We start from the raw sequence: 22,918 nt of genomic DNA, 5'->3' as shown, positions 1-22,918 counted from the left end.
TATGGGACTTACGATCGCTTTTATTATCATCGCTATTTATAGTACGGCCTTAGTTTTAATTTTCTGTTATAGCTTGGCGCAATTAAATCTTTTGGTCAACTATTTAGGCAACAAAAGAAGAAACGAAGAAGCTCCAAAATTCAATCTTTTAGATCCCAAAGAAATTCCATTGGTCACCATACAACTCCCCATTTATAATGAGGAATACGTTATGGAGCGCTTGTTGGAAAACATATCTAAAATTGAATACCCAAAAAGTAAGCTGGAAATCCAGGTTTTGGATGATTCTACAGACGATACCGTAATTGAAACAGCCCAAAGAGTAAAAGACCTTCAAAAAACCGGTTTGGACATAACGCACATTCGCAGAGAAAACCGACAAGGTTTTAAGGCAGGTGCACTTAAAGAAGGTTTAGAAATTGCAAAAGGAGAATTTATAGCCATTTTTGATGCTGATTTTCTTCCTGAAAGTGATTGGTTAAAAAAGACTGTTCCTTATTTTAAGGATGAAGAGATAGGTGTTGTCCAAACAAGGTGGGGACACATCAACAGAGATTATTCCACACTAACAAGAATTCAAGCTTTTGCTTTGGATGCGCACTTTACCTTGGAACAAGTAGGAAGAAATTCCAAAGGGCATTTTATCAATTTTAACGGTACAGCCGGAATTTGGAGAAAAGAGTGCATTTTTGATGCAGGTAACTGGGAAGGAGACACTTTGACCGAAGACTTGGATTTAAGCTATCGTGCCCAACTAAAAAATTGGAAGTTCAAATACTTGGAAGATGTAGAGACTCCCGCAGAGCTTCCCGTTGTTATCAGTGCTGCACGTTCACAACAATTCCGTTGGAACAAAGGTGGAGCTGAAAACTTTAGGAAAACGGTTTGGAGCGTTATCACGGCGAAAAATATTCCATTTAAAACAAAGTTCCATGGTGTTATGCATTTGCTCAACAGCTCTATGTTCCTTTGTGTTTTTATAGTGGCACTATTGAGCATCCCCATGCTGTACATTAAAAACAGCTATGGTCACTTAGGCTGGATTTTTGAAGTAACCAGTTTCTTTATAGTAAGTACCATTATTCTGTTCATCTGCTACTGGTTCACCTATAAAAGTATTCAAGGTAGCGGTTTTGATAATTTTATAGATTACATAAAACTGTTCTTCACCTTTTTCTCTGTGGCATTAGGTTTCTCTTTACACAACACGGTTGCAGTATTGGAAGGCCATATGGGCAAGCGAAGTGAGTTTGTACGCACACCAAAGTTCAACATCAACAATTTAACAGATAGCTGGAAAGGCAACAAATACTTAGCCAAAAAATTATCTCCAAATATGATCTTGGAATTTGCCTTGATGGTCTATTTCCTATTTGGGATGTACAGTGCGGTTCCTTTAAATGATTACGGACTTTTTCCTTTTCATTTAATGTTGTTTTTAGGATTTGGTTTTGTCTTCTTTAAATCGCTTACTGCTAAGGCTTAATTCAAAATTTCTTCAAGAGTTTTAATTCGTTCCTTTAGATAATCCGAAGGATAAAGCTGGTGTGCCATATCATAATTTTCCTTTGAAATTTTATATTGCTTTAGGTCAAAATTAATATCTCCTAAGACGGTATAAGGAATAGGAACATTTGGGTAAGCATGTTTGTAATATTCAAATATTTCTTTTGCTTCAGTTATGATGTCACTCTCCAAGGCACCATATCCCCTATTGAACAAAATACGCTGTGGCACTCTTTGATCATAATCAAAAGAACTTCCCACATTTTGATAATATGCCATGGTTTTTGAAAAATCTTCTTTGTTATATTCCTCAGGCAAAAGAAAAGGGTTGAAAACGGTTTTTATCCCATCAAAATAAGCCTTCCAAGGAACGGTAACATGAGATTCGTCTGGATATTCTTTGTATGTAAACCTAGAAACATGCGCAGTTTCGAATAGCTCTTTTAATCGTAATACTCCATCTCTTTCTGGCCCCACCTCATCTCCAATACCCATAAAGAACGTTTTATTGGATTGAATCAGTTTATCAGTGAAGTCCGGTGTAAAATCCTGTAAAATCTCAAAATCATCCCATCGTATGGTAGGTGTCACAGCAATTATTGCATCAAAAACATTTATATCCTGAGTTAAGGAATATGCTGCAAATAACCCGCCTAGGGAATGCCCCATCAACGTTCTGTGATTGGATATTCTATAATTCTCTTCCAAATTCTTCAATAATTCCTCGCTTATAAACCTATGAAACTTAAGCGCACCCCCGCTTTCATGAATTTCCTCGGTGTTGGTAGGTGTTAAATCCCTACCTCTATTGGTGTTCACTATGGCTGCGACAATAATTTTTGGAAATCCATTTTGATACAACAGCTTTGTGGCTCTTAAAACCATATCAAAATGCCACTCTCCATCTGTAAGCAACAACAAAGGGTACTTGAAAGTATCTGCATCATAATTATATGAATCTGGCAGTCCTACTAAAACCTGTCTTTCCTCTCCAAGAATTTCTGAATTTATCATTACTGTTTTGGACTGGGCAAACACGTTAATGTTGCCCAACAAAACAATCATTGCCATTAGTTTTATATTTTGCATTGTAAATTTTATTTTTTGCATATACATCTGCCAATAATATGGCAATAGTATTTATTTGAATCTGCTAGAACCTGAATTATTTCTGAATTCAAGAAAGGCGTATTCCATTTTCACTATATCAATGTCTAAAAAAAAGTATCACTATAAAATAAAAGACTGGACATTTGATCCAATTACTTCTGAGTTGACAAATGGGAGCGAAAAAATTCATTTGCAAAATCAAGTGGCAAAAGTCCTGATTGAACTTATCAAAGCCAATGGCCAAACAATCTCAAAAAAAGAACTTCTTGAAAAAGCCTGGCCAAATACTATTGTCACTGAAAACTCTTTAGACAAAACCGTATCAGAACTAAGAAAAGTATTTGGGGATTCAAGAGCAAACGCCCAATTTATAGAGACACTTCCAAGAAAAGGATATCGATTGATCGCGCCCCTGAAAAAAGTTGAAATCGAAAACCAGGCTATTCCAGTTATAAAAAAAGGAAGCTGGTTAAAATGGGGCATACCACTACTAGTTTTGTCTATAGTCGCCATCATCTATATCTTCAATAAAAACACCGAGGCAAAAAAGATTTTATCCCCAAATGGACAAATTATTGCTTCAATAAAAAAAGATGGGGCAAACTATGCCTTGTTTACCGAAAACATTACAAATGGTAAAGTGGATACGCTAGATTCTTTTTCAAAACCCGAATCCACAGTGATCAGTTGGTCATCTGATAATACCAGTATCATCTATAACACGACTTTAGCTAAAACCGATTTCTATTCAATAAATGTGTTCAATCTTTTAACTAAAAAGGTTAGCTATATAAAATTTCCCAAAGAAGAAGGCATGACATTTTCGAGTCTTAAGCCCCAAGGTTCTCCATCTAAATCTTTGGATCATAAAAAATTATCGCAACGCAATAGTACCGTTCATTACATAACTTACGAAAACAATGATACCATTAAAGTTCTTTTTAATGATAAAAAAATAAGTGATTTTAAATGGTGATTACATTTCACCAAATGTCGTTATCAACAGCAGGGCCAATTCAAAATTGTTAGATTTATACGGCCCTGATCAGAAGCATCAAATTTAAAAATATCTAAATAAACACTATAGTTCTGTATGGAAGAAAAACCAAGACTTTCTAGACTTACGGCTATTCTCACCCAATTACAATCCTCAAGGATCGTAACGGCAAAAATGCTTGCAGACAAGCATAAGGTTAGCATAAGGACCATTTACAGAGACATTCGTACCTTGGAAAAATCTGGGGTTCCCATAGTCACGGAAGAGGGAAAGGGATATTCCATGATGGAGGGTTATCAATTACCTCCAGTAATGTTCACGGAAGATGAGGCCAATGCATTGATAACCGCTGAGCAATTGATATTAAAAAACAAGGATGCCTCTTTTGTACAGTATTATTCCGAAGCTATCTTAAAAATAAAGGCACTGCTAAAAGGTCCTCAAAAAGATAAGGCAAGCCTGCTCAAAGAGCGCATCTATTTTGCTGACAACTATTTGAACCAAAAAACAAGTAATTATCTTATGCGTATCCAATCTGCCTTGACCAATTTTGAGGTCTTGAATATTGATTACTTGTCCCTGAATCAACAATCTACCAATAGAAACATAGAGCCCTTTGCCCTATACAGTTCACAAGAAAAATGGTTGCTTATTGCATACTGCAGACTCAGGAAAGCTTTTAGGGTGTTTAGAATTGACCACATTCAAAAGATTACCAATACCTACAAGCATTTTGAATCCCATAACATGACCTTGGAGGAATATTATAAATCGTACGACAAATATTACCAAGATACCTCTGATCTAAACGGGAAATAATTGTGTGTACTCCTTAGATCAAAACATTCACTAGTAGAGGTCCAAGTTTTAGGATGACACTTATCGGTCTTGTATAGTTATTGCTTATATTTTATACCATAAATTTTTTCAGGCATGAGATAAAACTGGAAACATCCAGTGTTTATTTGTGAAAAATTCAAACTTATCCTTTAGCATAAAAAGCGTATCAGGGCCCTTCAATAAATGTTTCTCAAATCCAGAATCATCCAAAGGCGTAAATCCCAAAATTACCCGTAGAATCCTTTTATCAGATATGCTATGGATCACGCTATTGATCTCTATTGGACTTATTGAGAATATATCATCCAAATACACGGTGTCACCTTCAAAATCTGCAATGACAATTGCATCAAGTTCTTTAATATAAAAATGCTGCTTTTCTTATAGGAATTGCTGTAAAACATGATCAATGACGCATTAAAGCGCATAGATATCTTTGCTACAGGAGCTGAATCCTTAATTCTTCCCATTAAAAAAGCGACATCAGTCGGGTCTTCCATGTTCAGTTTATTCCAGGATGATGAAGCACTGTGTGTATCTATTGTTTTCGAGTGTTGATATTCCTCTACTACCTTGAAATTGAACTTCGGATAGAAATCAAGCACACTGTCGTTAGCGAAGAGATAGACAAAATCAGTCTGATCTTTCCATTCATGCATTACCTTTTCCATCAAGTACTTGTTAAGTCCCCTATTCCGGTATTTTTCGTCCGTCATTACTGTTCCGATTTGAATACCTGCCTTTCTCTTGCCTTCAATATCAAATTCAATCTTATTAATTGAAACATTTGATACAACCTTATTATTATGAAGCAGCGAATAGGGAATATAATAGTCGCCCCAAAAGCCATCATGGTACCAATTTTCTAAACTGAAGCCAAAGACGGATTCTGTTAATCTATTGAAACTTGCTCTTATTTTTTTGTCATGTTTAAAATTTCTAACAAATCCATAAGTAATATTATTGAGTTTTATAAGCTCCATCAATTTTTAATCTAATTCTCTAAACCTTCCTCTAATTATGCATAACGATAAGCCAAAAATCTTTTTAATGATTCTTTAGCAACTGAATAAGTGAAGTTCGGGAATTTTTAATGAAAAATCCAAGCTAAATTAATGGATACAACGGATAAATTGAGCAATTTTAAATACCCCTGACATACCCTTGTCATAACCTGCTACTATTTTTGTTCAAATCTTAAATTTATCATGATGACTATCACAAAAAGAGATGCATTGACCATCGTTGGTCTTTCCGCCAGAACATCTAACAACAAAGGGAAAGCTGAAAAAGACATTCCACAACTTTGGAAAAGATTTATATCGGAAAACACATTGAACCGAATCCCAAGTAAAACTGATGAAACTGTTTATGCTATCTATACGGATTACGAAGGTGATCATACAAAACCTTATACCATAGTTATTGGTTGCAGTGTATCCAATCTGGACAATATTCCTGAGGATATGACCGTAAAAATGATTCCGGAGGCCAACTATACACAGTTTACTGCCAAAGGAGATCTAACCAAAGATGCGGTAATCAACACTTGGATGGATATTTGGAACACAGACTTGAAAAGAACATATACCACAGATATTGAAGTTTATGGCGAGAAGGCAATAAATCCAACAAACGGTGAGGCTGAAATACTAATTGCAACAGAGTAAGACTAACTAGAACTTCCCGTTGTGTTTTTAGTTTTACAAACGCGACGGGTTATTATCCTTCCCAAATCTTTAGAATCAAATATATTTTTATATTCTTTGCAGGCACAAGAGATGTTCGTTTACGATGCCGCATCAAATTATAAAGTTTTGGAAGCTTCATGCCTACGCTATTCTGATAGCGTTAGGTTGCACGCTGTTCTATGCTGTTTTTGCTTTTGATTTAGATCGAGAAGATTTCCCAAAATTGCTGGGGCTGTTCGCTGCTCTTTTTTTCTTCCATTATAAATTGATCCAATTTGAAAAATGGAACTTTAAGTTCTTATTGGTCACTGGAATTCTATTTCGTTTGGTTTTTCTATTTGTTGAGCCTAATCTCTCTCAAGATTTTTATCGATTCATTTGGGATGGAGAATTGATCAAAAACGGAATCAACCCATATATCCATTTACCAAACGAACTCATCCTACAAGATAGTTTACCCATCGCAAATGCCCCAGAGCTATTTGCCGGCATGGGTGATCTAAGCGCAAAACACTTTAGCAATTACCCTCCTGTAAATCAACTCATTTTTACCATATCGACTTTATTGGGCGGTGGAAGTATACTTGGTTCCATAATTGTAATGAGGTTTACCATCATTCTCGCAGATATTGGCATTCTCTATTTTGGAAGAAAATTGCTCCAAAATCTTAATAAGTCCAATCATATGGCTTTTTGGTATTTTCTAAATCCACTGGTCATTATTGAGTTAACAGGGAATCTTCATTTTGAAGGAGTCATGTTGTTTTTCTTTGTATGGTCGTTATATCTGATTGCGGTCAACAAATGGGTTTGGGGTGCTCCCCTATACGCCCTGTCCATAATGGTCAAACTAGTGCCCATTCTCTTTTTACCACTCTTTTTAAAATACTTCGGTTTTAAGAAAAGTATGCTGTTCTATGTTTTAGTGGGAGCTACATGTATTATTCTCCTACTTCCTTTTTACTCCCAAGTATTCATAAACAACTACTCAGAAACTGTAGGCCTATGGTTCTCCAATTTTGAGTTTAATGCCGGAATCTATAATGCAGTAAAAAAGCTTGCTGTCAATTATTTTGATGCCAAGCCCTGGGAACTAATAAAAGACTATGGTAAAATTGTTGCCATTTCAATAATCATTGGAACACTATTGATTGCCTTCTTTAGAAAAAACCAGAAATACAACGTTTTAATTACCTCAATGCTGATGGTACTTTCCTGCTATTATTTTCTATCGAGCACAGTACACCCCTGGTATATTGTTTTTTTAGTAGTGCTAAGTATGTTTACCAGATATCAATATGCCATTGTTTGGTCTTTTACTGCCGTTTTAAGCTATTATGCCTATTCAAATTCAGATTACATTGAAAATCTTTGGCTTTTGGCCATTGAGTATATTTTGGTCTTTGGGTTCCTTATTTATGAATTAATAGGTAAAGGAGAAAAAAAGTTACATTTCTTTAAAAAATAAATGCTTTTCTATGTCAACTGGAATTAATTTGTACATTTAACCCATAATGAAAGGACAAAAGAACATATTATCTACATTGAGCATCTTTGCTCCAGTACGTCCATTCTCTCCACGCCGTCGCCCGTAAGGGTGCACTATATTCCTGGAAATAGGTGAGTCCATTTCCGCAATACATCAAACAGCTTTCAATTATTTATTAGTTTAAAACAAAGTAGCAATGGACATTATAGTTGCTAACGAATCACATTTTAAATACGCTCAAATCATAAGCGATACCATTACGGAATCGGCAAAAGTCCGTGGTACCGGTATTGCCCAGCGTACCCCAGAATATATTATAAAACGCCTGGAGAACGCTAATGCAGTAATTGCATTGGATGGTGAAAAATTCGCTGGGTTCTGTTACATTGAAGTCTGGGGAAATAAAAATTTTGTAGCAAATTCTGGCTTGATCGTACATCCTGATTATAGAAAACAGGGATTGGCCAAGAAAATTAAAAAAGCCATTTTCGAGCTTTCCAAACAAAAATTTCCAGATGCAAAAATCTTTGGAATAACAACTGGATTGGCCGTAATGAAAATGAACTATGAACTAGGTTATAAACCAGTTACATTTTCAGAGCTTACAGATGATCCAGAGTTTTGGAAAGGTTGCCAAACCTGCAAGAACTTTGACATTCTTACCCGAACTGAGCGGAATATGTGCCTGTGTACTGGAATGCTATACAACCCAAATACCTCAAAAACGGAATCAAAAAGACTTAACGGCAAAGCGTTTCAAAGATTGAAACGAATTAAAGAAAACCTCTTTCTAAAAAAGAAAGCAAAATGAAAAAATTAGTTTTAGCCTATAGCGGAGGGTTGGACACATCCTACTGCGCAAAATATTTATCAAAAGAAAAAGACTTTGAAGTCCATGCTGTAAGTGTAAATACAGGTGGTTTTTCCAAAGCGGAAATTACAAGCATACAGCAAAAAGCGCTGGATTTAGGAGCCACATCTTACACCTCCATAGACGCTGTTTCCAATTTTTACGAAAAAGTGGTAAAGTATCTCATCTTTGGAAATGTGCTTAAGAACAACACCTACCCTCTTTCGGTAAGCGCAGAACGTATTGTCCAAGCCATTGAAATTGTAAACCATGCCAAAAAGATTGGTGCAGATTATATAGCCCATGGCAGCACTGGGGCAGGAAATGATCAAGTACGGTTTGATATGATTTTTCAAATTATAGCCCCAGAAATTGAAATCATCACTCCAATCAGGGATAATAAATTATCCAGGGAAGCTGAAATTGATTATTTACAAAAAAATGGTGTGGACTATCCATGGGAAAAAGCAAAATACTCTATTAATAAAGGCTTATGGGGCACTTCCGTTGGAGGCGATGAAACATTGACCTCGCATTTACCATTACCCGGAACAGCCTACCCCAGTCAATTGGAAAAAGAATTCTCCAAGGAACTCAAACTTAGCTTTGAGAAAGGGGAACTAAAGGCTATCGATGGTGAAACTGGAACTCCCGTTGAGAATATAGAAAAGCTTTCAGAAATAGCAACAAAATATGCCATAGGCAGGGACATTCATGTAGGGGATACCATTATAGGGATTAAAGGAAGAGTGGGCTTTGAAGCTGCAGCTCCCCTTATTATCATTAAGGCCCATCATTTACTTGAAAAACACACTTTGAGCAAATGGCAGCAATATCAAAAAGAGCAGCTTGGAAATTTTTATGGCATGCTTTTGCATGAAGGAAATTATCTAGATGAAGTGATGAGGAATATTGAAGTGTTTCTAGAAGACACTCAAAAAAATGTTACTGGAGATGTTTTTGTAACACTGCATCCTTACCGGTTTGAATTGAATGGAATCTCTTCAAAAAATGATCTAATGAATGCATCTTTTGGAAGCTATGGTGAAATGAACAAAGGTTGGACTTCTGATGACGCAAAAGGGTTTATCAAAATACTTTCCAATTCTGGAAAAATTGCAAACCATGTAAATCAAAACAATGATTAAGGCAGGAATTATAGGCGGTTCTGGATATACCGGCGGAGAATTGATCAGGCTCTTATTGAATCATTCAGAAACCGATATTGACTTTGTCTACAGCACCACGCGCTCAGGAAAATTGGTTAGTTCTGCCCACCAGGACCTATTGGGATTGACAGACTTAACGTTTACCGGAGAAGTAAACCTCAAGGTGGATGTCGTTTTTCTATGTCTGGGGCATGGCAATTCAACAAAGTTTTTGGAAGAAAACAGCTTTGCGGTCAACACTAAAATCATTGATTTGAGCAATGATTTTAGATTACAAAAAGACCATACCTTAAGCAAAAAAGTATTTACCTACGGACTTCCTGAGTTGAAAAAGGAAGAAATTAAAAAATCTGAAAACATAGCCAATCCCGGGTGTTTTGCAACAGCGATTCAATTGGGGTTATTGCCCTTGGCCAAAGCAGGTCTATTAAACAATGAGGTTCATGTAAATGCCGTGACTGGCAGTACGGGTGCTGGGGTAAGTTTATCATCTACCTCACATTTTAGTTGGAGAAATAATAATGTTTCATGGTACAAACCCTTTACCCATCAACACTTAGGGGAAATAGGAGAGAGTTTGGATTCCTTTGGAAACCCAACTGGCAAACTGTTCTTTTTGCCCAATAGAGGAAATTTTACCAGAGGTATTTTGGCCACGGCCTATACCAAGTTTGAAGGTTCATTGGATGAGGCGAAAAAACTGTTTAAAGGTTTTTATTCCGACGCTGTTTTTACCCATATTTCTGAAGAACCCATTCATCTAAAACAAGTGGTGAACACCAATCACTGCCATATCCATTTACATAAACATGAAGACACTTTGTTAGTGACTTCTGCGATAGACAATTTGATAAAAGGGGCTTCCGGGCAAGCTGTTCAGAACATGAATTTAATATTCGGTTTTAATGAGAGTCTAGGATTACAATTAAAAGCAGGGGTATTTTAAAAAGAAAAACAAAATGAAAATAGCAATAATAGGTGCAGGAAATTTAGGACTGGCAATCGCAAAAGGAATTTTGCATAGCAATGGGGCAACCACTATGTATCTTACCAAAAGAAATACTTCAGAAATAAAAGATTTTGAAAAGTACGGGAATGTCACCGTCACTTCTGACAATGAAGAAGCCGTGAAAAATTCGGATGTTCTAATTTTTGCAGTTCAACCAGGTCATTTTGCGTCCATTTTAGAACAGGCCAAAGATTTATTGACCGAAAAGCATGTCATTATAAGCACCATAACCGGGTTTAGTATTTCCAAAATTGAAGAGATTATAGGTTCGGACAGATACATTATTCGCAGTATGCCCAATACGGCAATTTCTGTTGGCAATTCCATGACTTGTCTTTGTACAAATGAACTTGGAAAAAAACGAATCGACTTGGCCAAGGCCATCTTCAACAGAATGGGACATACTTTAGAAATTCCAGAAGATCAGATGCAAGCAGCCACCGTAATATGTGCAAGCGGAATTGCATTTTGGATGCGTTTGATACGTGCAACTACACAAGGAGCAATTCAGCTTGGTTTTGATGCCAAGGAGGCTCAAGAATTGGCCATGCATACATGTAACGGTGCTGCTAGCCTTTTAATAGACTCTGGTAGTCACCCAGAAGAAGAGATAGATAGGGTAACAACACCTAAAGGTTGCACCATTGAAGGGTTAAATGAAATGGAGCATCAAGGGTTAAGTTCCTCATTGATTAGAGGAATTGTAGCCTCATTTGAAAAAATAAGCCACATCAAAAAAGGATAAAAATTTTAGGTCGAGCTGTCATGTCGAGCGGAGTCGAGATGCGAGCCCCATAAAAAATACATTACAAAACCTCTCGACTGCGCTCGAGGTGACAAAAAAAACAACTATGAAACTATTTTATGTATATCCGCTTTATGACGTTACTCCAGTATCTGCAAAAGGTATTGAGGTAACCGATAATAAAGGCCAGAAATACCTTGATTTTTATGGCGGGCATGCGGTGATTTCCATAGGGCATTCGCATCCGCATTACGTAAACCGACTTAAGGAGCAGTTGGATACTATTGGGTTCTACAGTAATTCTGTTCAAAACCCCTTGCAAAAAGAACTTGCTACTAAATTAGGGGGTGCTTCTAAATGCGAAGACTATAATTTATTCATGTGTAATTCTGGAGCCGAGGCTAATGAAAATGCATTAAAAATGGCTTCCTTTCAAACTGGAAAATCCAAAGTCATTGCATTCAACAATAGCTTTCACGGAAGAACTTCTGCAGCCGTCGCCACGACAGATAATCCCCATATAAATGCACCAATAAACAAACAGCAACAGGTAACCTTTCTTTCATTCAATGATTTTGAAGGGTTCGAAAACGCAATTAGCTCAAATGAATATTGTGCAGTGATTTTGGAGGCGATTCAGGGCGTTGGCGGATTGGACGAACCAACAACAGAGTTTTATCAATTTATTGCAGAAAAATGCAAGGAAAATAATGTTGTTTTAATTGCTGATGAAGTGCAGTCGGGCTTTGGAAGAAGCGGTAAGTTTTTTGCTTTTCAGCATCATGGCATTCAACCAGATATTATTACCATAGCAAAGGGAATGGGGAATGGTTTTCCTGTTGGCGGTGTTTTAATTCATGAAAACATCAAAGCAAGCTATGGCCTTTTAGGAACCACTTTTGGCGGAAACCATTTGGCCTGTGCAGCTACTTTGGCGGTTTTGGAAGTATTGGAAAAAGAAGCTTTGATTGAAAACACAGACGCTTTAGGAATCTATTTCAAGGAAAAGGCAATGGAAATTCCACAGATAAAAAAAATAAAGGGGAGAGGGTTAATGTTGGGGCTTGAATTTGATTTTGAAGTTGCTTATTTACGAAAAAGGTTGATTTACAATCAACATGTTTTTACCGGTGGCGCAAAGAATAAGCAACTACTCCGATTCTTGCCCGCTTTAAACATTACAAAAACACATATTGATTTGTTTTTTGAAGCCCTAAAAAAAGAATTATAATATCTGGTCGAGCTGTCATATCGAGCGGAGTCGAGATGTGAGACCTTTTAAAAAATAGTACAGACCTCTCGACCCCGCTCGAGGTGACAAAAAAGTAAAAAATGAAACATTACCTATCCATAAATGATATTGATTCCCTTCCCGATTGGGTTGATGAAGCAATAACACTTAAAAAAAATCCCTATCAATTTCAACATTTGGGCAGGCAAAAAACAATCTGTCTGTTATTTTTCAACAATAGTCTAAGAACTCGGTTAAGCACCCAAAAGGCGGCAATGTATTTGGGCATGGAAGTCATGGTCATGAATTTTGGCGCCGAAGGTTGGGCATTGGAGTATGAAGATGGTACTATAATGGATCAAGGAACCTCTGAACATATTAGGGAAGCTGCCCAAGTGGTTTCACAATTTTGCGATATTATTGCTATCAGGGCGTTTGCCAAATTAGAAGATAAAATAAAAGATGAGGCTGAAGAGGTGCTAACGGGTTTTGCAAAACATGCATCCATTCCAATAGTAAATATGGAAAGTTCTGTTGCTCATCCCCTACAGGCCCTAGCAGATGCGATTACCCTTAACAAACACAACACCAAACTAAAACCTAAGGTGGTTTTATCATGGGCACCTCACCCAAAGGCTCTGCCCCATGCAGTGGCCAATTCGTTTGTGGAAATGATGCAAAAACAAGACGCCGAATTTGTAATTACCCACCCCGAAGGGTATGAACTTAATCCGGAAATCACCAAAGGTTGCCAAATTGAATATGATCAAGAGAAAGCATTGGAAAATGCTGATTTTGTCTATGTAAAAAACTGGAGCAGTTATTCTAAGTATGGACAAGTACTTCGCCAAGATACTGATTGGATGATGACTCAAAAAAAACTAGGTAATGCCAAATTCATGCACTGCCTACCAGTAAGAAGAAATGTAGTGGTTGAGGATGCTGTTCTGGACGGTAACCAAAGCTTGGTAATCGAACAAGCTAATAATAGAATATTCTCAGTGCAAGTTGTACTTAAGAAAATTTTAGAAGCCCTTTAAACATATGAAACTAAAAGATAAAGTTTGTATCATAACCGGAGCAACAAGTGGCATGGGAAAGGCCATAACAGAAACCCTATCTAGTGAGGGTGCAAAACTTGTACTCTCCGGCCGAAATTTAAAAAGAGGGGAAGCCCTGGCCAAAAACCTTGAAAAATCCGTGTTTGTTCCTGGTGATGTTGGCAATGCCGCTTACAATGAAGAACTTGTAAATGTGGCACTTGATACGTTTGGAAAACTGGATGTGCTGTCATTGAATGCAGGAGTCTTAGGATTGGGTAATGTTGTTGACCTTACCATTTCTTCTTGGCTAAATACATTGGAAACCAATTTAAGTTCTGTTTTTTACCTTTCAAAATATGCTATTCCGCATCTACTGGAAGATGATGGAGGCACTATTTTGATTAATTCTTCCATAGCAGCTTTTAAGAGTTTTCCCAATCATCCAGCCTATTGTGCATCAAAAGGTGCAACGCTCGCCTTAATGAAGCAGATGGCCGTTGAATATGCCCCAAAAATAAGAGTGAACGCAATATGTCCCGGCCCTGTAGACACCCCACTAATATGGGATTCTGCAAAGGCTTTTGACAAACCCAAGGAAGCTGTTGAAAATGCTAAAAATGCAACTTTATTAAAAAGGTTAGGTACTCCAGAAGACATTGCCAAACTGGCTCTTTTTATGCTTTCGGATGATTCTTCTTGGATTACCGGAACAGCAATGACCATAGACGGCGGAATTCTAAATACATAAAATGAAACAAAAACTATCCATTATAAAAATAGGAGGTAACATCATTGAGGATGAAAAAGAGCTTTCACATTTGTTGGAATTGTTTTCCCAAATGGATGGACATAAAATATTGGTTCATGGCGGTGGTAAAAAAGCAACTGAAATTGCCAACAAGCTTGGTATTGAAGCCAAAATGACAAACGGCCGTAGAATAACCGATGCTCAAAGTTTAGATGTGGCAATTATGGTCTATGGCGGATTGGTAAACAAAAAAATTGTTGCCCAACTTCAAGCTTTTGATTGTAACGCGATTGGCATGAGCGGTGCGGATGGAAATTCCATTGTAGCACACAAAAGACCAGTAAAAGAAATTGATTTTGGTTTGGTAGGAGACGTAGATTCCATAAACTCAAACAATATTACTAGTTTGTTGAAAGCAGAATTTACACCTGTTTTTTGCGCTTTGACCCATGATAACAAAGGGCAATTGTTCAACACCAATGCAGATACCATAGCTGCTGAATTGGCCTCTGGCATGTCAACCGAATTTGAAACCACCTTATATTATTGTTTTGAAAAGAAAGGTGTACTACAAAGCATTGATGATGAAAATTCAGTAATTCAACACATAGACTCTAAAAAATACAAAGAACTGTTGGCGGACGGCATTATAGCGGACGGAATGCTTCCAAAAATGCACAATTGCTTCCAAGCACTTCAAAAGAATGTAAAGCAAGTCTGCATCGGAGATAATACCATGCTTCAAGGAACAAACACAAATTTCACCACTTTGACCCTATGAACATCAATCAAGAAATATTGACCACGAGAGCTATTGAATTGCTCCAGCAATTAATCGCTACCCCTTCTTTTTCTGGAGAAGAAGACAAAACCGCAGATGCCATTGAGGAATGGTTGGCGAGCTTTGACGTTAAAACCCAAAGGCAATTCAATAATGTATATGCCTTTAACAAGCACTTTGATGATAGTAAACCTACATTGCTCTTAAACTCTCATCACGATACCGTAAAACCCAATAGCGCTTATACAAAAGACCCTTTTAATCCGCATATTGAAGATGGAAAACTATTTGGTTTGGGCAGTAATGATGCAGGTGGCTGCTTGGTTTCCCTTTTGGCCACTTTTGTACAATTTTATGAGCATGAACATTTGACCCATAACATTATCATGGCGGCAACTGCCGAAGAAGAAGATGCTGGCAAAAAGAGCTTAACGGCATTATTGCCTATTCTTCCCAAAATAGATGTTGCGGTGGTTGGCGAACCCACTTTAATGGATTTGGCCATTGCTGAAAAAGGTTTGGTGGTTTTTGATGCTGTGGTAGAAGGCACACCATCGCATGCTGCACACCCAAATGATGACAATTCCATTTACAATACCATTAAAGTATTGGACTGGTTTAAAGACTATTCTTTTGAAAAGGTTTCCGATGCTCTTGGTGAGGTAAAGTTAACAGTGACCCAAATAAAAGCAGGAAGTCAACACAATGTCGTACCCGCTCAAGTAGATTTGGTAGTGGATGTTCGTGTGAACGATTGTTATTCCAATGAGGAAATTGCCGGAATCTTGCAAAATGAAGCTCCTTGCAAAATGACACCGCGTTCGTTACGATTAAACTCTTCCGCTATAAACCCTGAACATGATTTGGTGAAAAGCGGTATTGCATTGGGAAGAAAGACCTATGGTTCCCCAACACTTTCAGATCAGGCCGCTTTAAGCTGTCAATCTGTAAAATTGGGGCCAGGGGATAGCACTAGATCACACTCCGCCAATGAATTTATTTATGTCAACGAGATTGGGGAAGGAATAGATTTATATATCAAAATTTTAAAAGGATTTCTAGTTAATTCATAATTCTATGTCAGGAGAAACAAATCTAGTCGCACTTTTATCCAAAATGAAACCCTTTCTCCATGAAGAAAGTTACGTTTTTGTTAGTGTCCCAGAGTCTTTTCAAATAGACTTAGCCATAGTTCATGGCACTTTTAAAGAAAAAGAAGGAACAACCCTTATTTTAAAAAAAGAGAATGCAGACAATCTAAATCTTAATTACGACTATGTTGCCTCTTGTATTACACTAATGGTCCATTCCTCCTTACAATCCGTTGGACTTACAGCTGCAATTTCAAATGCCATGGCAGAAGAGCAAATCAGTTGTAATGTAGTTGCCGCTTATTATCATGACCACATCTTTGTAGACAAATTAGATGCAAAGAAAGCTATGAACGTTTTACTAAAAATGACACACACCACTAAATTGAAAAAATGAAACTCTGGGACAAAGGCTTTAGCACCGATAAAAAAATAGACCATTTTACAGTAGGCAATGATCGAGACTTGGATTTGCTCTTGGCAAAATATGATGTGATTGCTTCGCAGGCGCATGCCAAAATGTTGGGTAAAGTAGGATTGATTACCAATGAAGAGGCCAATGCCTTGGTAAGGGAATTGGATAAAATTACAAACTGTATTGAAGATGGGCTGTTTACCATAGAGGATGATTTTGAGGACATGCATTCCAAAATCGAATTTTTGCTCACCCAAAAATTAGGTGATACAGGAAAGAAAATCCATACTGCCAGATCCCGAAACGACCAAGTCTTGGTGGCAATGCAACTATATCTTAAAAACGAGTTGACCGAAATCAAAAATGAAGTCAAGACCTTCTTTGATTTGCTATTGGAGTTGGCAGAAAAGCACCAATCTGTCTTACTCCCAGGCTATACACATTTACAGATTGCCATGCCTTCATCTTTTGGGCTTTGGTTTTCTGCCTATGCAGAAAGCTTAATTGATGATCTATATTTTATTAATGCCGCACACAAGATAGCAGACCAAAATCCTTTGGGCAGTGCCGCGGGGTATGGAAGTTCTTTTCCTATAGATCGAACTTTTACCACTTCTGCAATGGGTTTTGAAACAGTGAAATATAACGTAGTCGCTGCCCAAATGGGACGTGGAAAAGTAGAAAAAGCCACAGCGTTTGGAATTTCTAGCATAGCGGCAACACTATCTAAATTGGCTATGGATATTTGTTTGTACATGAGTCAAAATTTTGATTTCATCTCTTTTCCAGATGAGTTGACCACCGGAAGTAGCATAATGCCGCATAAAAAAAATCCAGATGTGTTTGAATTGATCAGGGCCAAATGCAATAAGATTCAGGCAATACCCAATCAGTTAACGTTGATCACCAATAATCTTCCTAGTGGGTATCACCGAGATTTACAATTGGTCAAAGAAATTATTGTTCCTTCCATTCAAGACATTAAAGCGTGTTTAGAGTTGATCCATTTCAGTTTAAAGGAGATCAAAGTGAATAACACTATCCTAGATGATCCTAAATACGATTATCTTTTTAGCGTAGATACGCTAAATGAATTGGTTAATAGTGGCATGCCTTTCCGAGACGCTTATAAAAAAATGGGAGCAGAAATTGAGGCAGGTACTTTTAAACCCAAAAAAGATATCAAACATGTCCACGAAGGCAGCTTGGGGAATTTATGTTTGGATGAAATCAAAAAGAAAATGGAAAAGGTCCTGGCCTAAAAAAATTCATCCGCTCTTTTCGCCAAGCTATAATGTAGCTCCATGAATTATACATAGCTTTTTAAGCTAAAATTCCCGAACTTCACTTATCGTTGGATATAAATCATTAAAACGAATTCATATCCTTATTAGTTGTGCGCAAGCTGAAAAATGAGCAAATTAAAGAAGAAAAAGAAAATATTTGAAGCCTATTCTCAAAACCTGAAATGGATAAAGGAAAAGACGAATGCCAAGTTTGATATTGAATTTGACAAAGGTGTTTTATGTCCTTTATGTTTGAAGGTTTTTCTTGAAAGCGACTTAAATCCAAGTGAAAAAAATTACTTGACCTTGGAACATAATCCGCCAAAATCTTTAGGAGGTAAAGACAATATTTTGACATGCAAAAAATGTAATAACCAAAGTGGGCATAAAACTGATGTTGAATTACTAACCTTTCTTTTAGAACAGGATTTTAAAAGTTTTAGCCCTAATTCTAAGCATAGAACTAAGTTAGAAAATAATAAAGGTTCAAAAGTAACAGCAGATTTAAGTTTTGATGGAGATGGAAAAATGACTTTAAATCTTCAAAGTAAATATTCTAATCCAAAAGACTATAATGATTTTTTAGAAAGTGAAGAAAGAGGTTTATTCCCAATTGAGGGGGAGTTGGGAAAATTCGCTACAAAAAAATTACAATTCAACTTGAAAATTCCTGATAATGGAAATATGAGGTTAGCTTCAATAGCTTTATTGAAAATTGGTTATTTATTAGGTTTTGAAAAGTACGGCCACATTTTCCTTTTCAATCAGAATCTCGATAAAATACGAGAGCAAATATTAAATCCAGAAAAGAACCTGATTACTGACCCTTTCTGGATAAATTTTGAGTTTCCAGAAATGTATTTAGGAGTAAACATTATTAATAAACCAAGTGAGTTACTTTGCTTTTTAAACACCTTCGTTCTCAAAACTAAATCACGAAATGCTCAAATTAGTATTGCATTCCCCGGCTATAATAAAGAAGACGCCGTTATTTATGAAAATATAAACAAAACATTATGTTCTAATGAAGGTGGAGAATTGGATATGGAAATTACGACTATGGAACCTTTTCTTGATTTAAAAGATGAAAGTAAAGTATTCTGTTCCGCTTTAATTTGGGACGACAGAAAAAAAGCCAGCGCACAACACAACCTATAAACAATACGGGCTTCGGGCTTAATCGCAGGGTTTGTGTATTTTTATGAAGTCCGCAAAATCTTTTGGATTTTGCTTTAAACAAGGAAAGGGAAAAACAAAAAGATTTTGCTATGTACGTGGAGGAAAGCAAACGCTAGCTTACTCCCGTACTGTTCATAGCTCAAACGATAAGTGTAACTACAAAATAACTCTCCTTATAATTCTTTTAAAGAAGCTTATTTTATCAATCCCCTATTATTCTAAAATCTAGTCTCTTTTAATAAAGACTGATTAATTGGTGTTGTTCCTTATATAGATCCAGCTGTTCCAAGTCATCCAAATCCTCTAAGGAACCCTTCTTTTCTACCCAATGTCTTAGTTTATCGGTTCCGTTGAGAATGTCAATAGGCTCTAGATGATGAATATATTCATATGGCGGTTCCAACCATTTAAATTCAGTGCCCAAGTGATGAAAAAGTTCCCTTAACATCAACTGCCCTACCCGCCAGGGTTGAAAAGTTGTCTTGTTCGTAGCATGGATTTGAAACCCACCACAAACTACATCAACATATTTATGGAACGTGGGAAGAAATAGTATGGGTCTTATAGCAAAACCTTTTAATCCCGAACGCATCATTGTTTTTTCTAAATGGTCTGCAAAAAGTGAAAAGGGTTCAATTTTCGGATGCCCCATAATTTCCAAGGGTTGGGTGGTGCCCCGGCCTTCACTTAAACAAGTTCCCTCAAACATCACCGTTGCAGGAAAAACAAGGCAACTCTCTGCTCTAGCTATATTTGGAGAGGGCAATGCCCATGAAAGCCCCGTATCTAAGAAGTACATCTGCCTTTCCCATCCTTGCATTTGTATTACCTTTACGTTCGCTTTCTCCTTGGTCCATAATTTTTGGTGCATTAATCCCAATTCTCCTATGGTAAGTCCATGCCTTACAGGTATGGGATGTCTTCCTATAAAAGAAGCAAATGCCGTATCCAATACATTCCCTTCAAGTGTTTCACCATTGATCGGATTGGGACGATCTAAAATGATCACTTCAATGTCCTTGTTTGCACATTTTTCCAATAAAAGTGTCAATGTATAGATATACGTATACATGCGGCAGCCCACATCTTGAAGATCCACAAAAAAATGATCTATTCCTTCCAGCATTGCATCTGTTGGCACACGAGTTTCAGAATACAAAGAATATACAGGTATATTGAAATAGGGGTGCACGGTATGATCCGTCTCAATCATGTTATCCTGGGCATCGGTAGAGAAACCATGTTGAGGCCCAAAAATCTTTTTAAAACGATTTCCAAAGATGGATTTAAAGATAAAGGTAGCGTGGTTACATGAACCATCTATTGAGGCATTGTGGCACAATAAGGCTACATTACCTTTAAACTGTTGTTGCAGCAATGTGTCTTTGGCAAAGATTTGCAGCCCTACAGCAACTTTTTGCATTTTGTGTATTTAGAGGTGAATACTTGGTGCCTCTAAGTTACTTAATCATGCCTAAATTAATAACCTCTTGTTCTGTTAAAGGGCGCCAATGACCTCGTGGTAAATCTTTTTTTGTTAATCCCGCAAAAATGACCCGATCCAATTTGGTTACTGTATAGCCTAAATGCTCAAAAATACGGCGGACAATACGATTGCGTCCACTATGGATTTCGATGCCTATTTCTTTTTTGGGAGATCCTTGAATATAACTGATATCGTCTACTTTCACCAAACCGTCTTCCAACTCCAAACCTTCCTCTATTTTACGTAAATCTGATAGCGCTAAGTTTTTATCTAGATACGCATGGTAAATCTTGCGAACCCCATGTGTTGGGTGCGTCAATTTTTTGGTCATATCGCCATCGTTTGTAAAGAGCAAAAGGCCGGTAGTATTTCTATCCAAACGGCCCACTGGCAACAAACGTGAATTAGTAGCACTGGAAATGAGTTCCATTACTGTGCGCCTGCCCTTTTCATCATTGGTAGTGGTGATAAAATTTTTGGGCTTGTTAAGCAGTATATATTCCTTCTTTTCTGGGTTTAGCTTTCGGCCATCAAAACGAACATCATCTGTTCGCTTTACTTTATAGCCCATTTCAGAAATCACCTTTCCGTTTACCGAAACACTTCCGGCAGCGATGTAAGTATCTGCTTCTCGTCTGGAACATACGCCTGCATTTGCCACATACTTGTTCAACCGAATTTCATCTGGATTGGATGGTTTTTGTGGTGCCACTTTTTTTCTGGGTGGTTTTCCTTTGGAAAATTGTTTTCTTTTATCACTTCCTGCCGCTCTGTTGGAAGGTTTCCGCTCGCGGTTGTAGTCTGATTTCGCCATCAGTCATTAATTTTTTGCAAAGGTAGTGTTTTCTGTTGCCTAAAAACACTAATGTCTTATCCTTCGATAAGCTTAGGATGACAGGGAAAAGGATATGAAAGTGTAAACGTAATATTCTGTAGCTTGGAGGTATTAATTGGAACTGGATTTTTACAACAAAATTCCCGAACTTCACTTATCGTTCGATATAGTCAATTGAAACTTTCCATATCTTAACCGTTATGCAACATTATGATAAATGATAACTAAAAGTAATATTTCCAAAGATTTTGATACGATTTATGAAATAATCAATGATGCTTCTATTGCTTATAAGGGAATAATACCTAAAGACAGATGGAAAAAGCCTTATATGTCAAAAGCTGAATTGGAGACCCAAATTTCAGAGGGAGTAGAATTTTGGAACTTTCAGGAAAACAATAAAATTCTTGGAGTTATGGGAATTCAGCACAAGCAAGATGTTACCCTGATTAGACATGCCTATGTGAGAACCATTGCCAGACAAAAAGGTATTGGGGGAAAACTCCTAAATCACTTGACAACATTGACTAACAATCCTGTTTTGATAGGTACTTGGGCAGACGCATCATGGGCAATATCTTTTTATAAAAAAAACGGATTTACATTATTATCGGAAAAGGAAAAGAATAGTTTATTAAAAAAATATTGGTCAATACCTGAAAGACAAGTAGAGACATCTATTGTACTAGCAAATCATAATTGGAAAAGTGAATAAAACGTTGCACAACAATGACTATAAGTGAAATGGTAAAAAGTTTCACAATGAAAAATCCTTCTACAAGCTCAGAATGACAGGGAAAAGGATATAAGAGTGTAAACATAATGTTTGGTGTTAGAATCCATAATTTTAATTCTATCGAAAAATATCTATCCTTATTATTCTGTAGCTTGGAGGTATTAATTGGAACTGGATTTTTACAACAAAATTCCCGAACTTCACTTATCAATCGTTAGCTCCAATTTAAAATCGCAAAAAATGAAGGTTACAGCTGAAAAAAATGAGAAAGTTGCTAATATGATTTTTGCATCTATTTATCCCCTTTACTGGAATAGATTGGAAAAAAATGGTAGAACAAAAGAAGAGTTCCATCAAGTAATAGAATGGTTTACTGGTTTTGATGAAGATAAATTACAATCCCTTATTGCAGAGAAAGTAACATTTAGAACGTTTTTTGAAAAAGCAAAAATCCATCCCAATGCGCACATCATCAAAGGAGTTGTTTGTGGTTATCGCATTGAAGAAATAGAAGATGAATTTGAAGTGTACAAACAATGTAGGCGTATGGAAAAGCTGATTGATGAATTGGCAAAAGGTCGTAAAATGGAGAAAATTTTGCGAGAAGAAAAGAAATAAAACCTGTCCCTAACAAGGTGTATAGTGCATTCCCTGAGGGATACGCACCATACACAGAACACT

23 protein-coding genes are annotated in these 22,918 nt (G+C 36.9%); 19 read left to right on the top strand and 4 right to left on the bottom strand.

Annotated features, from left to right (window positions below):
- The first annotated feature begins 1 nt into the window (after position 1).
- On the top strand, positions 2-1,486 hold the full coding sequence (locus tag LV704_RS11190) for a cellulose synthase family protein (protein WP_163420087.1): 1,485 nt from the start codon (positions 2-4) through the stop codon (positions 1,484-1,486).
- Here LV704_RS11190 and LV704_RS11185 read toward each other — a convergent pair.
- The gene (locus tag LV704_RS11185) at positions 1,483-2,595 is read right to left on the bottom strand and encodes an alpha/beta hydrolase (RefSeq protein ID WP_163420089.1); all 1,113 of its coding nucleotides are present in this window, start codon (positions 2,593-2,595) and stop codon (positions 1,483-1,485) included. The two genes, LV704_RS11190 and LV704_RS11185, sit on opposite strands and share 4 nt — an antisense overlap.
- Positions 2,596-2,716: 121 nt before the next feature.
- Between LV704_RS11185 and LV704_RS11180 the strand changes: the two genes are divergently transcribed.
- Both LV704_RS11180 and LV704_RS11175 read left to right on the top strand, forming a co-directional pair.
- Positions 2,717-3,592: a winged helix-turn-helix domain-containing protein gene (locus LV704_RS11180; protein ID WP_163420091.1), complete on the top strand. Its 876-nt coding sequence runs from the start codon at positions 2,717-2,719 to the stop codon at positions 3,590-3,592.
- Between the two features lie 117 nt (positions 3,593-3,709).
- Positions 3,710-4,432, top strand: a complete 723-nt coding sequence (locus tag LV704_RS11175) for a YafY family protein (RefSeq protein ID WP_163420093.1) — start codon at positions 3,710-3,712, stop codon at positions 4,430-4,432.
- 308 nt (positions 4,433-4,740) lie between these two features.
- Here LV704_RS11175 and LV704_RS11170 read toward each other — a convergent pair whose 3' ends face one another.
- Positions 4,741-5,436: a GNAT family N-acetyltransferase gene (locus tag LV704_RS11170; RefSeq protein ID WP_163420094.1), complete on the bottom strand. Its 696-nt coding sequence runs from the start codon at positions 5,434-5,436 to the stop codon at positions 4,741-4,743.
- Between the two features lie 225 nt (positions 5,437-5,661).
- Between LV704_RS11170 and LV704_RS11165 the strand changes: the two genes are divergently transcribed.
- The 14 genes from LV704_RS11165 (at position 5,662) to LV704_RS11100 (ending at position 19,159) form a co-directional block, all read left to right on the top strand.
- Positions 5,662-6,123, top strand: a complete 462-nt coding sequence (locus LV704_RS11165; RefSeq protein ID WP_233782024.1) for a GyrI-like domain-containing protein — start codon at positions 5,662-5,664, stop codon at positions 6,121-6,123.
- Between the two features lie 124 nt (positions 6,124-6,247).
- Positions 6,248-7,612, top strand: coding sequence for a mannosyltransferase (locus tag LV704_RS11160; RefSeq protein ID WP_163420096.1), 1,365 nt, complete (start codon positions 6,248-6,250; stop codon positions 7,610-7,612).
- 217 nt (positions 7,613-7,829) lie between these two features.
- Positions 7,830-8,444, top strand: a complete 615-nt coding sequence (locus tag LV704_RS11155) for a GNAT family N-acetyltransferase (RefSeq protein WP_163420098.1) — start codon at positions 7,830-7,832, stop codon at positions 8,442-8,444.
- Positions 8,441-9,631: an argininosuccinate synthase gene (locus LV704_RS11150; RefSeq protein WP_163420100.1), complete on the top strand. Its 1,191-nt coding sequence runs from the start codon at positions 8,441-8,443 to the stop codon at positions 9,629-9,631. Before LV704_RS11155 ends, LV704_RS11150 begins: the two co-directional genes overlap by 4 nt.
- Complete coding sequence (gene argC / locus LV704_RS11145; protein ID WP_163420102.1) at positions 9,624-10,598, top strand: N-acetyl-gamma-glutamyl-phosphate reductase; 975 nt, start codon at positions 9,624-9,626, stop codon at positions 10,596-10,598. Before LV704_RS11150 ends, argC begins: the two co-directional genes overlap by 8 nt.
- Before the next feature lie 13 nt (positions 10,599-10,611).
- Complete coding sequence (gene proC / locus LV704_RS11140; protein ID WP_163420104.1) at positions 10,612-11,406, top strand: pyrroline-5-carboxylate reductase; 795 nt, start codon at positions 10,612-10,614, stop codon at positions 11,404-11,406.
- Between the two features lie 106 nt (positions 11,407-11,512).
- The gene (locus tag LV704_RS11135) at positions 11,513-12,637 is read left to right on the top strand and encodes an aspartate aminotransferase family protein (protein WP_163420106.1); all 1,125 of its coding nucleotides are present in this window, start codon (positions 11,513-11,515) and stop codon (positions 12,635-12,637) included.
- A 101-nt stretch (positions 12,638-12,738) separates the two neighbouring features.
- Positions 12,739-13,677 carry an acetylornithine carbamoyltransferase gene (locus LV704_RS11130; protein ID WP_163420107.1) on the top strand — a complete coding sequence of 313 codons (939 nt, stop codon included), beginning with the start codon at positions 12,739-12,741 and terminating at the stop codon, positions 13,675-13,677.
- Positions 13,678-13,681: 4 nt separating this feature from the next.
- Positions 13,682-14,428, top strand: a complete 747-nt coding sequence (locus LV704_RS11125) for an SDR family NAD(P)-dependent oxidoreductase (RefSeq protein ID WP_163420109.1) — start codon at positions 13,682-13,684, stop codon at positions 14,426-14,428.
- Between the two features lies 1 nt (position 14,429).
- Entirely contained in the window at positions 14,430-15,209 is a 780-nt protein-coding gene (gene argB / locus LV704_RS11120; RefSeq protein WP_163420111.1) for an acetylglutamate kinase, read from the top strand.
- Positions 15,206-16,282: a M20 family metallo-hydrolase gene (locus LV704_RS11115; protein ID WP_205597854.1), complete on the top strand. Its 1,077-nt coding sequence runs from the start codon at positions 15,206-15,208 to the stop codon at positions 16,280-16,282. The genes argB and LV704_RS11115 overlap by 4 nt, the downstream gene beginning before the upstream one ends.
- A gap of 4 nt (positions 16,283-16,286) precedes the next feature.
- Entirely contained in the window at positions 16,287-16,697 is a 411-nt protein-coding gene (locus tag LV704_RS11110) for an ACT domain-containing protein (RefSeq protein ID WP_163420113.1), read from the top strand.
- Positions 16,694-17,977 carry an argininosuccinate lyase gene (gene argH / locus LV704_RS11105; protein WP_163420115.1) on the top strand — a complete coding sequence of 428 codons (1,284 nt, stop codon included), beginning with the start codon at positions 16,694-16,696 and terminating at the stop codon, positions 17,975-17,977. The genes LV704_RS11110 and argH overlap by 4 nt, the downstream gene beginning before the upstream one ends.
- 150 nt (positions 17,978-18,127) lie before the next feature.
- Positions 18,128-19,159 (top strand): HNH endonuclease, encoded by a 1,032-nt coding sequence (locus tag LV704_RS11100; RefSeq protein ID WP_163420117.1) that lies wholly within the window; start codon positions 18,128-18,130, stop codon positions 19,157-19,159.
- A gap of 256 nt (positions 19,160-19,415) precedes the next feature.
- Here the strand turns inward: LV704_RS11100 and LV704_RS11095 are convergent, their stop codons facing one another.
- Together LV704_RS11095 and LV704_RS11090 are read right to left on the bottom strand one after the other, a co-directional pair.
- Positions 19,416-20,603, bottom strand: coding sequence for an exo-beta-N-acetylmuramidase NamZ domain-containing protein (locus tag LV704_RS11095; protein ID WP_163420119.1), 1,188 nt, complete (start codon positions 20,601-20,603; stop codon positions 19,416-19,418).
- 37 nt (positions 20,604-20,640) lie between these two features.
- Entirely contained in the window at positions 20,641-21,480 is an 840-nt protein-coding gene (locus tag LV704_RS11090) for a pseudouridine synthase (protein ID WP_163420121.1), read from the bottom strand.
- A 238-nt stretch (positions 21,481-21,718) separates the two neighbouring features.
- On the opposite strand from LV704_RS11090, the gene LV704_RS11085 reads away from it, so the two are divergent.
- Together LV704_RS11085 and LV704_RS11080 are read left to right on the top strand one after the other, a co-directional pair.
- On the top strand, positions 21,719-22,216 hold the full coding sequence (locus LV704_RS11085) for a GNAT family N-acetyltransferase (RefSeq protein ID WP_163420122.1): 498 nt from the start codon (positions 21,719-21,721) through the stop codon (positions 22,214-22,216).
- Between the two features lie 261 nt (positions 22,217-22,477).
- A complete protein-coding gene (locus LV704_RS11080) occupies positions 22,478-22,855 on the top strand; it encodes a DUF2200 domain-containing protein (RefSeq protein WP_163420124.1) in 378 nt (125 codons plus the stop codon).
- Positions 22,856-22,918: the final 63 nt, after the last annotated feature.

Source organism: Flagellimonas sp. CMM7 (genome assembly GCF_021390195.1).
Classification (GTDB): domain Bacteria; phylum Bacteroidota; class Bacteroidia; order Flavobacteriales; family Flavobacteriaceae; genus Flagellimonas.
Note: the sequence above shows the minus strand (reverse complement) of the source record. Positions and strands in the feature narration are given on the sequence as shown.